Below are 12,638 nucleotides of genomic sequence, written 5' to 3' on the forward strand. Positions count from 1 at the left end.
GACAAAAACATTCGAGGACGCTAGAAAAGATCGTTCAGCATCACGCCCACGCCGACGCGCGTCTGGTTGAAATTGTAATCAATCAGCGACTCGCCATAGCCGCTGTAGACCTGCGTATACAGGCGAACATGGCGGGTCAGCGGATAGCTCACCCCCACTTCTGCTCCGCCGTAGCCGCTGTTCCAGTTGTACTGGCCTTTCACGCTGAGTACCGCTTCGCCCAGTTGATAGCCAACCCGCAGCTGGTAGTAGCCCATGTATTTGGTGATATCCGGGTTATCGTCGGTATTACCAATCACATACCAGGGTTTGACCTCGACCAGCCAGTTATTGTTTTGCGCCATCAGGCGAGTATAGAGGCGGTTCCAGCTGCGCGAGGTGGGATCGGAACGGCCGTTGGACTGGTGGTTATAGCCAAATTCCACGTCCCGCAACGTCCAACCGCCCAGCGAGTAGTCGGTGGCGAAGCCGAGGAACAGCTGGGGTTCATAGTTAGTTTCACGAAACGGCGAGGACTCATCGCTGTTGGACAACTGCCACCACGACCGTTGCGTGTACGAGCCACCCAGCAGTGAGTTGGGCCCGAGGATCCCGCGCCACAGCGGGAAAGCGAGACTCAGCTGAAATTTCACCTCATCTTTACGCGCATTGTCGACCCAGTCATAGGTGCTGATCGCCTCTTTATTGAGATCGCTGGTGGCGGTGTAGATCAGGTAGTTGCTGTCATAGGGATAGAGCGTGAACGGGTTGTCATACTCTTTCAGCAGGTTGGCGATGATGCTCCCGCGCACAGCTGGGATATCACTGGCCTCCACATTTTTCGCGTCCTGCGCAAAGGTGACAGACGGCAGCGCAGCCGCTGCCAGGAACCAGGCCAGATACGTCCGCATCGGGGGTGCTCTCCTGCAAGTGATTAAAAGAAGAATTATTTTGAATCAATTTAACATATTTGACGATTAGCGGCTTTACCGCTGCTCCTAATGTGGAAATTCACATTAATGAGGAATAAAATCAACATCCTCTTAACAATAAGGATGTGACGTGCCATGTCAGCCACGCTTACTGCCGAACAAGTGCTCAAGCTCGTCGGCGAGATCTTCGTCTACCACATGCCGTTCAACCGTGCGCTAGGCCTGGAGCTGGAGCGCTACGAGAAAGATTTCGCTCAGCTCAGTTTTAACAACCAGCCGATGATGGTCGGCAACTGGGCGCAAAGTATTCTTCATGGCGGGGTGATCGCCTCCGCGCTGGACGTTGCCGCCGGGCTGGTCTGCGTGGGCAGCACCCTGACGCGCCACGACACCATCAACGAAGATGAACTGCGTCAGCGCCTGTCGCGTATGGGTACTATCGATCTTCGCGTCGATTATCTGCGTCCCGGTCGCGGCAATCGCTTCACCGCCAGCAGCAGCCTGCTGCGCGCAGGTAACAAAGTGGCGGTGGCGCGCGTGGAACTGCATAACGAAGAGCAGGTTTACATCGCCAGCGCAACCGCCACTTATATGGTGGGTTGAGACGGTAAAATCGGGTAAAATTGCGTTACTTTTTTGTAACGGATTTTCCTGATGGATGCTAAACAGACGCGGCAGGGCGTTTTACTCGCCCTCGCCGCCTATTTTATTTGGGGTATCGCACCGGCGTACTTCAAGCTGATTCACTATGTTCCCGCCGACGAAATCCTTACTCACCGCGTGATCTGGTCGTTTTTCTTTATGGTGGCGCTGATGAGCGTGAGCCGTCAGTGGTCAGGCGTGAAAACACTCCTGCAAACGCCGAAGAAAATCTTCCTGCTGGCCCTCTCTGCCGTCCTGATTGGCGGCAACTGGCTGCTGTTTATCTGGTCGGTTAATAACCATCACATGCTGGAAGCCAGCCTCGGCTACTTCATAAATCCGCTGGTGAATATTGTGCTGGGGATGTTGTTCCTCGGGGAGCGCTTCCGTCGGATGCAGTGGATGGCCGTCATTCTTGCCCTTTGCGGCGTGCTGGTTCAGCTCTGGACATTTGGCTCCCTGCCGGTCATCGCGCTGGGGCTGGCGTTTAGCTTTGCCTTCTACGGCCTGGTGCGTAAGAAAATCGCCGTGGAAGCGCAAACCGGGATGCTGTTTGAAACCCTGTGGCTGCTGCCGCTGGCCGCGATCTACCTGTTCGGTATTGCCGACAGCAGCACCAGCCATATGGGCAATAACCCGTGGACGCTGAACGTGATGCTGATGGCGGCCGGTGTCGTCACCACCATCCCATTACTGTGCTTTACCGGTGCGGCGACGCGCCTGCGTCTCTCAACGCTGGGCTTCTTCCAGTACATCGGCCCGACGCTGATGTTCCTGCTGGCAGTGACGTTCTACGGCGAGGTGCCGGGTGCAGATAAAATGGTGACGTTTGCGTTTATCTGGGTCGCGCTGGCGGTGTTTGTTGCGGATGCGATTTATACCCAACGCAGAGTACGTCGAGGATTGTAGTGCCTTTGTAGGCCCGGTAAGCGTAGCGCCACCGGGCGCAACAATCACAACCAGTTGCGGCGCTTAAAGTACAGATACGGCGCCAGCCCGGCGAGCACCATAAAGATAATCGCGCCCGGGTAGCCAAAGCTCCATCTTAGCTCCGGCATAAACTCAAAGTTCATCCCGTAGCTCGACGCTACCAGCGTCGGCGGCAGGAACACCACCGATACCACCGAGAAGATCTTGATGATGCGGTTCTGCTCGATGTTGATAAAGCCCATTGCCGCCTGCATCAGGAAGTTAACTTTCTGGAACAGAGATTCGTTGTGCGGCAGCAAGGATTCGATATCGCGCAGGATCTCACGCGCCTGCTCCAGCTGACCGCCCGGCAGTCGCGCCTTGCGCACCAGGAAGTTCAGCGCGCGCTGGGTATCCATCAGACACAAACGCACTTTCCAGCCGATATCTTCCAGCTCTGCCAGCGTCGAGAGCGCTGCGTCGTACTCATCGCCCTGATGCCCTTCCATGATCACCCGACTCAGCTTTTCCAGATCGCTGTAGATGTTTTCAATCTCATCCGCCAGCTGTTCGATTTTGGTTTCAAACAGGTCGAGCAGCAGCTCATAGGCATTACCGTCGACCATCGCCTGGCTACGAGCGCGCATACGATACAGACGGAACGCAGGCAGTTCGCGCTCGCGCAGAGTAAACAGGCGACCATCGCGGATGGTAAATGCGACGGTGGAGTTACCGGCGTGATCTTCCGCATCTTCGAAGAAGAAAAAGGAGTGAATGTGCAGACCGTCTTCGTCTTCGAAGAAACGGGCGGATGCCTCGATGTCTTCCAGTTCCGGGCGGGTTGCCAGGCTTTGTCCGAGCTCAGATTGTACGCGCAGGCGTTCGTCGTCATCCGGTTCGACCAGATCCACCCAAACGGCATCGATGAGGGGTTGTGACTCTTCAGCTTCAAGCCGAATCAGTCGGTTTTTTTCCAGTTGAAATGCGCTCAGCATGACCGGGACTCCCAATGCAAAAAATATCGGACAGTTCGGTGGGCACACAGAAACAAATTGGGTTTCAGACCATTAAACAGCCTGACTCAGTGCGACGGGAAAAACAGATCGCTGGCAACCACGAAGGCCATCAGCGCAAGGAGATAGCCTTAGAAGTTGTTCCTGGATGACAGGAAATTGAGCCAGTATGTACTGGGTGTGTCCAAGGCGAATGTCCTCAAGCGTAATCGTGCGCGCATGTTACGCCAGCAGCAACGGCGGCGTCAACACGCAACGGAACGCTGAAGAGCATTAAATGCCCTTCAACGTTTAAGCCTGGCATATTATGACAAAATAGTGATATTTTTCTGAAAGTTAAACTGTTTCCAGCCGCGCGTAAGCCGCCACCAGCCATTTGATCCCCTGCCCCTGGAACGCCACCTGCAGGCGGCTGTGCTCGCCGCTGCCTTCCAGATTCACAATGGTGCCTTCGCCAAATTTGGCATGACGAACGCGCTGGCCGAGCTTAAAGCCGGTATCGTTTTCTGAGATAGGCGTACCCAGCCGCTGATGGCTGACCGGACGGCTAATGCTGGCCCGCAGGCGCACCTCTTCGACGCAGGCTTCCGGCAATTCACCGACAAAACGCGACGGGCGATGGTAAACCTCTTTGCCGTACAGACGGCGCGTTTCGGCATAGGTCAGGGTCAGTTTTTGCATCGCACGGGTCACGCCCACGTACGCCAGCCGACGCTCCTCTTCCAGACGACCGCCTTCATCCAGCGACATCTGGCTCGGGAACATCCCCTCTTCCATGCCGACGATAAACACCTGCGGGAACTCCAACCCTTTGGCCGAGTGCAGGGTCATCAACTGAACCGCGTCCTGCCAGGTGTCGGCCTGCCCTTCGCCCGCTTCCAGCGCAGCGTGGGACAAGAACGCCTGCAGCGGCATCAGATCTTCTTCTTCGTCGTTGTAGCTGAACTGGCGCGTTGCCGTCACCAGCTCCTCTAAGTTCTCAATACGGGTCTGGCCTTTCTCGCCCTTCTCCTGCTCGTACATTATGCGCAAGCCGGAGTCTTTAATCACCCGGTCAGTCTGGACGTGCAGCGGCATGTCGGCCGTCTCCTGTGCCAGCGCTTCAATAAGCTCAAGGAAGCGCTGCAGCGCGCTGGCTGCGCGTCCGGCAAGGGCTTTCTCCTGCAGCAGCTCGCGGCAGGCCTGCCACAGGGTCAGTTGGCGCTCACGGGCTGCCTGGCGCACGACGTCGAGCGTGCGATCGCCGATTCCGCGGGTCGGCGTGTTAACCACGCGTTCAAACGCGGCATCATCGTTACGGTTGGCCATCAGGCGCAGATACGACAGCGCGTCTTTGATCTCCTGGCGTTCGAAGAAGCGCATTCCGCCATAAATGCGATACGGCATGCTCACCTGCAGCAGCGCCTCTTCCAGCACGCGCGACTGGGCATTGCTGCGGTACAGGATGGCGCACTGCTCAAGCGCGCCGCCGTTGTCCTGCCAGGTCTTGATGCGGTTTACCACAAAGCGGGCTTCATCCAGCTCGTTAAAAGCGCAGTACAAGGAGATGGGTTCGCCATCGACGCCGTCAGTCCACAGCTTTTTGCCCAGACGACCGCTGTTGTTTTCGATCAGGGCATTCGCCGCGCTGAGGATGTTGTTTGTCGAGCGGTAGTTTTGCTCCAGGCGGATGGTCTCAGCGCCCGGGAAATCATTCAGGAAACGCTGGATGTTCTCGACCTGCGCCCCGCGCCAGCCGTAGATGGACTGATCGTCGTCGCCGACGATCATCACCTTGCTGGAGTCGCCCGCCAGCAGGCGGATCCACGCGTACTGAATGTTGTTGGTATCCTGGAATTCGTCCACCAGGATATTGGTAAAACGTTCGCGGTAGTGCTGCAGAATATGCGGCTTGTTGAGCCACAGCTCGTGAGCGCGCAGCAGCAGTTCGGCAAAATCCACCAGCCCGGCACGATCGCAGGCTTCCTGATAGGCCTGATAGACCTTCTGCCAGGTCTGCTCAATCGGATTGCCAAAGCTCTGGATATGATGCGGGCGCAGCCCTTCGTCTTTCTGGCCGTTGATGTACCACATCGCCTGGCGCGGCGGCCACTGCTTCTCGTCGAGGTTCATGGCCTTGATCAGGCGCTTAAGCAGACGCAGCTGATCTTCGCTGTCGAGGATCTGGAAGTCCTGCGGCAGCCCGGCGTCCATATGGTGCGCGCGCAGCAGACGGTGTGCCAACCCGTGGAAGGTGCCCACCCACATGCCGCCCTGGCTGCTGCCCATCAATTGGGCGATACGGTGGCGCATCTCGGCCGCCGCTTTGTTGGTGAACGTGACCGCCATAATGGAGTACGGCGAGCAGTTTTCCACGCTCTGCAGCCACGCGATACGGTGTACCAGCACACGCGTCTTACCACTGCCTGCCCCTGCCAGTACCAGCATATTGGTTCGCGTCGCGGCAACCGCGTCACGCTGTTTGTCATTAAGGCTGTCGAGCAGGTAAGAAACGTCCATTGGCACCGCCGCAAATAATTTGTCCGGCGGCCATAGGCCGCCGGATACACTGTGAATTTATACAGAACTACTGGTGATTATATCAGCGTAGTGAGGGATGCCAACCGTGAAATTTCGATGTGTGGCAGCAGGCGGCTGTCGAGGGTCTGCATTAGATCGGCGTTTTCAGGTTTGATCCAGCAGGCCTGCATGCCACAGCGGATCGCCCCGGCAACATCGGTGGTCAGATCATCGCCGACGTGCAGAATGTCACCCAGCGGCAGGCCGAGCTTATCGGCAGCCAGATGGTACATGTCGTTAAAGGGCTTGGAACGGCCGTGTGGACCCGCGCGCAGCACAAATTCAAAGTAGTCACCCAGGCCGAACAGCTCCGGCTGGGCGTTACCGTTGGTGATCGCCACCAGCGGCCACTTCGCGGCCAGTTTCGCCAGCGTGTCGTGGGTCTCCTGCGGCACATCGATGCGGCTGCGCCAGGTGGCGAAGTGCGCCATGGACGCTTCTGCACCCAGCGCGGCCTCAGAGGCAGTCAGCCCGGCGTTCAGCATCGCCTGCTCCACGGCACGACGCCGCCACTCGGTAACGTCGTGATAGATTTCCGGCTCGGTTTGCCGCAACGCCTGACGCAGACGGTGAAACTCTTTGTTCTCCAGCGCGTTTAACGCCGGATGGTAATTTTGCACAAAGGCCAGCGCTTCCCGCTCGGTACGCAGGATCACTTCGCGATTGTCGTAAAGGGTGTCATCAAGGTCGAACGTCAGTGCGGATATTTGGCCTAATGGACGATAAAAACGCATTATTTCCCCCGTTTGGCGCGTGGATGCGCCGCGTCGTACACCGAGGCTAGGTGTTGAAAATCAAGATGGGTATAGATTTGAGTGGTCGATAAATTAGCGTGGCCCAGCAGTTCCTGAACTCCGCGCAAATCGCCGCTGGATTCGAGCATGTGTGTGGCGAAAGAGTGGCGTAGCTTATGCGGATGAACATGGCTGTTAAGCCCCTGTTTGATGCCCCACTCAGCAAAGCGTTTTTGCACGTTACGCGCCGAGATCCGCTTGCCCAGCTTCGAGAGGAACAGGGCGTTGTCTTCTGTGCCAAACAGACCGCGCAGATCCAGCCAGTGCTCAATCCACGCCACCGCATTGCGGCCAATCGGCAGGCGGCGCTCTTTGCTGCCTTTACCCATCACCCACACTTCGCCGGTGTCCAGATCGAGGTGTTTGATATCCAGGTTTACCAGCTCAGAAAGACGCAGTCCGGCACCGTACATCACTTCCAGCATTGCCCGGTCCCGCACCGCCAGTGGATCGTTAAGATCGATATCCAGCAGGCGGTTAACATCATCGACATCGATATTCTTCGGCAGATGGCGCGCCGCTTTGGGTGCAGCAATGCCTTTGGCCGGGTTCGCCTTGAGCTCGCCCTGGCTGACCAACCAGTCGAAAAGGCTGCGCAATGCCGAGAGCCGCAGCGCCAGGCTGGCGGGGCCAAGCCCTTTACGGCGGCTGCGCACGGCAATCGCCCGCACGGTAGCGGCATCACAGTGTTGCCAGCAGGTCAGGTTCATTTCAGTAGCCAGCTGCATGATGTCATCCAGCTGGCGCTGATAGTTCAGCAAGGTTATCGGGCTGAGCTGTCGCTCCACGCCAAGGTAGCGCAGAAAACGCGTTACAGCGGGTGCGAGGAGATCGCTCATACGCGTTCAATCCAGCGTTCCAGCAGCTCGGGCAACATCTGCGCGATCTCCTGGAGTAACTGCGTCCCTTGTCCCTGCTGATAATGCTGCGGATCGCGGCTGGTAAAAAGCATCACCCCGAGATCGCCTTCGCGTCCCATCAGCGACATCGCTACCGACCCGATGGCTTTTGCTTCCGGTAGAACCACCAGCAGCTCAGGGCCGTTCAGCGACCCCAGATAGTGAGACTCATGACCCAGACGCTGGATGCGCAGCGGCTCAAACGCCTGCCGCTGTAGTGCCAGATGGGTGAACCCGGACGGCGCGCCAATGCGCCAGCGATCCGGGAACAGGCGGATGGTTGCCCCTGCCAGCCCCAGCTCCTTCGCCCAGCGATGGAAGCGCATCAAAAACTCATCCAGGCTGCTGGCCGAGGCCAGCCGGGACTGCAAATGCAGCAGGCGATAAAACAGGCCTTCGTTACTGCTGGCCTGCTCCATCAGCAGCGAGATGTTCTCTTCAAGATGGTTGATGTGATTGCGCGAGCGCGCCATGTGCCATTCGACCAGCGATACCGTTCCGCGAATCGGATGTGGCACGCGCATCTCTTCAACCACGCGGGCATTACGAATAAAAAACTCAGGATGGCGCAGCAGATAGTCGACGACCGCCCGATCGTCCATTGCCGTCAGCGTCTCCTGCAGTTCTTCTCCTGGTTGTTTCATAGATGGATAAACCCGTCATAAACTTGTGTTGCCGGGCCGGTCATATACAGCGGCTGGCCCGGGCCTTTCCAGGCAATATCGAGACGCCCGCCAGGTAAATCTACGCGGACTTCTTCTGCCAGTAAACCTTGCGCGATCCCTACTGCGACGGCTGCACAGGCACCGCTGCCGCAGGCCTGCGTCTCGCCCGCCCCGCGTTCAAATACGCGCAGGCGAATGTGTTCGCGGGTGAGCACCTGCATAAAGCCGATGTTGGCGCGTTCCGGGAAGCGTTCATGGCTTTCCAGTACCGGACCAAGGGTTTCGACAGGGGCCGTTGCGACATCCTCAACCTGAATCACGCAGTGCGGATTGCCCATAGACACCACGCCGCACAAGACTGTCTGTTCAGCGACGCGCATGATATAGGTCTTTTCCGCTTTGTTGGCGCGAAACGGCACCTGAGACGGCTCAAAGTTGGGTTCACCCATGTTCACCCGCACCAGCTCGTCGTCGGTGACGCTCAGGACCATGCGCCCGTTGGCGGTACTGACGCGAATATCACGTTTATTGGTGAGCCCTTTCAGGCGCACAAAGCGGGCAAAACAGCGTGCGCCGTTGCCACACTGCGACACTTCACTGCCGTCGGCATTAAAGATGCGGTAATGAAAATCGAGATCCGGATCGTAAGGCGGCTCAACGACCAGCAGCTGATCAAAACCTACACCGAGGTGCCTATCGGCCAGACGGCGGATCAGCTCCGGAGAGAAGAAGACATTCTGCGTTACCGCGTCGACGACCATAAAATCATTGCCAAGGCCATGCATTTTAGAAAACTGCATTATTCACTCCATTGCGCGGATCAGAACGCTCGTCAGTAATTCACCTGGCTTGGGCCGCCATTATCGCCACGATCGTTACGACCTGGCACTGAAGATTCCATGGTGCTTTCCGCTTTTTTGGTTGGCGGCGGCGCAGTTTTATCTGCTGGCGGGAAATAGAGCGGCCCTTTCAGACCACAGCCCGTCAGGCTAAACAAAGTGAGGAGAACGGCAAGCGTTCGAAAAACGTTTTTCATTATGGGTTGCCTGTAAGTTCGTGCTTTCTATTTCTATCATCGCAGGAGAGGGCACAAAAGCAAGAGTTTGCCGCTAACCTGCAACGGGAATTATTTAGCGTTATACTGCCGCCATCACGAAAAACAGGAACAGAACCATGAATGACAGTGAATTCCACCGCCTTGCCGATAACCTGTGGCAGACAATCGAAGAACACCTGGACAACTGGGATGGCGACAGCGATATCGATTGTGAAATTAACGGCGGCGTGCTGACCCTAAGCTTTGAGAACGGCAGCAAGATCATTATCAACCGTCAGGAACCGCTGCATCAGGTGTGGCTGGCCACCAAACAGGGCGGCTACCATTTCAACCTGAAAGGGGACGAGTGGATTTGCGATCGCAGCGGTGAGGCGTTCTGGGATCTGCTGGAAAAAGCGGCGACCGCGCAGTCAGGCGAAGAGGTGAGTTTCCGAGGTTAATGCAAAAACCGTCTCGTAAAGAGACGGTTTTTTTATGTTTGCCCCCTCTCCCTGTGGGAGAGGGCATCAGGCCGCAGTCAGGAAAAATACTGCTGCAACAGCGGGGAAGCTTCCTGATTGGCAGGCACGGCGGTGGTGATCGCCTGGGTGCGGAACGGTATCACCTGTGCACGACCATCGACTTTCACGATCTGATAGAACTGCGGCAGGTTGAAGTTGATAAAACTTGAACCGTAGGTGAAACGGTCATGCGAAGAAGAGTAGAAGCGGCTAACGTCGCGCACCAGATCCTCTTTGCTGCCTTCGCAGTGGTGATACACCTCGGCGCGGTTGGTCTCATCAAGAATATAGATATTGAAACCTGACTCGTCCCCCGCTTCTTCAAAGAAGAACTGAATGATCCCTTCGCTGGCAAAGCCATCCACTACCTGTGGCAGTTTGACGGGGTTGGTTTCAACCTGAACCGACAGACTGTGCAGCTTGTTGTGCGAAATGGCGCCATAGAACTCGATGGCGTTTTCCAGCTTCTGCACCGAAACGTTCAGACGTTCAAAGAACAGACCCCAGGTTTGCCCGGAAACGCGCAGCGCTTTGAAGCGTCCGGTTTCATGACGGGTGCTGGAGAGGCGTAAATCGATACACTCAGAGACCAGCTGCTGTACACGGGTACGGATCAGGCCGCGCAGATGCTGGCTGTAGCAGAATACTTCAACGCTGTCCGGCGGTGCCGCATCCTGGTGCATCTTACCGAGGATGGTTTTCAGCGCTTCGATCATCGCCTGCTCGCCGTTAAAATGCAGGGTACGCACCTCATTCCACGAGTTGCGGTACAGCAGATCAACGCTGCCCACCAGGCAATTTTGCTGCTCGCCAAAGCTGAACACATCCAGCTTGCGGAAATCGAAATGCACCACCTGATTGCGAAACGCCGCCGTCGGGTCATATTCCAGGTTGACGATAATCGCCAGGTGCCGGATTTCGCACGGGCTGTAGAGCGCTTTTGGCGTCGGAGCAGGCAGACGCAGCGGGAAGTGGTGCGATACGTCAGCGATCATTTCCTGCAGTTTCGCGAGATCGACCACCTCGTTGCCCTTAATAAACAACCGGGTACGGGAGGTCAGCAGGCCGTTGAACCACGCCCATGCCACCAGCTTGTTCAGGTAACGGTTATATTCCAGCGGCTGATGGCTGACGATCGAATCCATGTTCGGTGCGCGGTTGTAGAGATACCAACCGGTCCGGTTCGCGCGGCCAGGCGGAACGTAGATAAAGGTCAGGTTCGGTTCAGACAGGTCAGGCGAAATCTGCGGGTTCACCAGGGTTACTTTACCCGGCAGCGCTTCAAACGCGGCGTACAGCTTACGGGTCAACACCCCGATATCCTGCGGGCTGGCAGAGACGCTGAGGTTGTTGCGACGAGCAAAGCGGATCAGGTTACGGTAGCTCTGCATCATGGCATCGAGCAGTTCGTTATGCGCTTCACGCACCTGGTCGATTTTCCAGTTGGCGCGGTTATCGAGCATCGACAGGCGCTCTTCGTCCCATCCCCACTCTTTCACTAACTGACTGAGCACTTCACGACGCCAGCCAACGCACGCGCGTTCACGGCTGAGCTTTTCACAGACTTTGAGATAGAAACATCGACGAACCAGATCCAGACGGGTGGGATCGTCAATGGCTTTAAGGTATTCGGTGACGCGCTCAAGCATCATGCAGTAGGCATCGAGCCCAAAGGAGACGATCTCACCGTCATGCAGACGCTGTTTGATGTCCTTCGCCAGCAGGCGCGGCGTCGGGTATTCCCACGAGTAGGCTTCAAGCAGCAGGGTTTTCAATACCGCTTTGTACGGTGAATCGATACTTTTATACAGCTGCCACAGGCTCGCGCCAAAATACTCTTCAGCAGACAGGGAGCTTAAGCCGCCCAGATCCAGCCACTCGTTTGGCGTCAGCACTCCCTGGGAGTAAAGCATCATGACGTAATCGTCGTAATGCTCTTCTTCATTGCACGGCACCATATTCCACAGAATACGCTTACCGGCCAGGCGCACGGCGGTACGATAAAATTCATCCAGCAATAAGATATGCTGCGTCGAGCCGCAGTCTTCACCGCCCAGACTGCCACTTTCGTTATGACGGAAACGGTTTTCATCAATCAGGAAGAAGCTGACTTCAACGCCAAGCGATGCGGCCCAGCTCTCCAGCAGGCTGCACTTACGCTGCAACAACTGGCGCTCTTCATTATCGAGCCACGACTGATGGCAGACCCAGATATCCAGGTCGGAAGAACAGCTCTGCCCGACCGATGAAGTACTGCCCATGGTATAGAGGCCGGTGATCGGCAGTTCGCCTTTCGGCGATTCCTGCGGCGGCATGCCACGGTACAGTTCCAGCTCGTTCAGATAGTGCTGTTGGGTTTCATCAGGCGTGAAAATACAGATGCCCTGGGGAACGTTACCATCAAGATAACCCGGCATCAGCGGATGGTGATAATGCAGCAATGTCGGCAGTAGACTGTAAACCTGTTGGAAAGCAGGTCCCATCGCAGCAAGCGCGCGATCGACACGCAGTTGATTGATGGCATCCAGTCGCTGTTTCAGAGTCTCAATGTAGAGGTACAAGAGTATCGCCTGATGTTTAGAAGCTCTAATCTTCAATCGGACCGAGGATTATGCATTCACAGAATTCAGAAATAGCTGTCAGCCTTTTCGCCCTTGTCTTTATGGTCTGAGAGACGAAAAAATGGTCT

General features: G+C 56.5%; 13 protein-coding genes. 3 read left to right on the forward strand and 10 right to left on the reverse strand.

Translation table 11 applies throughout. The annotated features are described in order from the left end of the window. Nucleotides 1-20: 20 nt before the first annotated feature. Nucleotides 21-890 (reverse strand): phospholipase A, encoded by an 870-nt coding sequence (pldA, locus tag M8013_RS01500; protein WP_271266074.1) that lies wholly within the window; start codon nt 888-890, stop codon nt 21-23. 156 nt (nt 891-1,046) lie between these two features. Here pldA and yigI point away from each other — a divergent pair, with 156 nt between their 5' ends. Then, on the forward strand, nt 1,047-1,514 hold the full coding sequence (yigI, locus tag M8013_RS01505; RefSeq protein ID WP_271266075.1) for an acyl-CoA thioesterase YigI: 468 nt from the start codon (nt 1,047-1,049) through the stop codon (nt 1,512-1,514). Nucleotides 1,515-1,565: 51 nt separating this feature from the next. Then, nucleotides 1,566-2,462, forward strand: a complete 897-nt coding sequence (gene rarD, locus M8013_RS01510; RefSeq protein WP_271266076.1) for an EamA family transporter RarD — start codon at nt 1,566-1,568, stop codon at nt 2,460-2,462. A gap of 44 nt (nt 2,463-2,506) precedes the next feature. Here rarD and corA read toward each other — a convergent pair whose 3' ends face one another. From corA to lptM, 8 genes are all read right to left on the reverse strand, one after another. Further along, nucleotides 2,507-3,457: a magnesium/cobalt transporter CorA gene (gene corA / locus M8013_RS01515; protein WP_271266077.1), complete on the reverse strand. Its 951-nt coding sequence runs from the start codon at nt 3,455-3,457 to the stop codon at nt 2,507-2,509. A 149-nt stretch (nt 3,458-3,606) separates the two neighbouring features. Continuing rightward, on the reverse strand, nt 3,607-3,696 hold the full coding sequence (ysgD, locus tag M8013_RS23585) for a YsgD/CorL family protein (protein ID WP_418939517.1): 90 nt from the start codon (nt 3,694-3,696) through the stop codon (nt 3,607-3,609). 115 nt (nt 3,697-3,811) lie between these two features. Further along, a complete protein-coding gene (gene uvrD / locus M8013_RS01520) occupies nt 3,812-5,974 on the reverse strand; it encodes a DNA helicase II (RefSeq protein WP_271266078.1) in 2,163 nt (720 codons plus the stop codon). A gap of 77 nt (nt 5,975-6,051) precedes the next feature. Continuing rightward, nucleotides 6,052-6,768, reverse strand: coding sequence for a 5-amino-6-(5-phospho-D-ribitylamino)uracil phosphatase YigB (gene yigB, locus M8013_RS01525; protein ID WP_271266079.1), 717 nt, complete (start codon nt 6,766-6,768; stop codon nt 6,052-6,054). Beyond that, nucleotides 6,768-7,667 (reverse strand): tyrosine recombinase XerC, encoded by a 900-nt coding sequence (xerC, locus tag M8013_RS01530; RefSeq protein WP_271266080.1) that lies wholly within the window; start codon nt 7,665-7,667, stop codon nt 6,768-6,770. The genes yigB and xerC overlap by 1 nt, the downstream gene beginning before the upstream one ends. Beyond that, nucleotides 7,664-8,371, reverse strand: a complete 708-nt coding sequence (locus tag M8013_RS01535) for a DUF484 domain-containing protein (RefSeq protein WP_271266081.1) — start codon at nt 8,369-8,371, stop codon at nt 7,664-7,666. The genes xerC and M8013_RS01535 overlap by 4 nt, the downstream gene beginning before the upstream one ends. Beyond that, nucleotides 8,368-9,192: a diaminopimelate epimerase gene (dapF, locus tag M8013_RS01540; protein WP_271266082.1), complete on the reverse strand. Its 825-nt coding sequence runs from the start codon at nt 9,190-9,192 to the stop codon at nt 8,368-8,370. Before dapF ends, M8013_RS01535 begins: the two co-directional genes overlap by 4 nt. Nucleotides 9,193-9,224: 32 nt before the next feature. Continuing rightward, nucleotides 9,225-9,428, reverse strand: a complete 204-nt coding sequence (gene lptM / locus M8013_RS01545) for an LPS translocon maturation chaperone LptM (protein ID WP_271266083.1) — start codon at nt 9,426-9,428, stop codon at nt 9,225-9,227. 137 nt (nt 9,429-9,565) lie between these two features. On the opposite strand from lptM, the gene cyaY reads away from it, so the two are divergent. After that, entirely contained in the window at nt 9,566-9,889 is a 324-nt protein-coding gene (cyaY, locus tag M8013_RS01550) for an iron donor protein CyaY (RefSeq protein WP_271266084.1), read from the forward strand. 77 nt (nt 9,890-9,966) lie between these two features. Here cyaY and cyaA read toward each other — a convergent pair whose 3' ends face one another. Further along, nucleotides 9,967-12,510, reverse strand: coding sequence for a class I adenylate cyclase (cyaA, locus tag M8013_RS01555; RefSeq protein ID WP_271266085.1), 2,544 nt, complete (start codon nt 12,508-12,510; stop codon nt 9,967-9,969). Between the last annotated feature and the right edge of the window lie 128 nt (nt 12,511-12,638).

The sequence above is a fragment of the Silvania confinis genome (genome assembly GCF_025564085.1).
Taxonomy (GTDB): domain Bacteria; phylum Pseudomonadota; class Gammaproteobacteria; order Enterobacterales; family Enterobacteriaceae; genus Enterobacter; species Enterobacter confinis.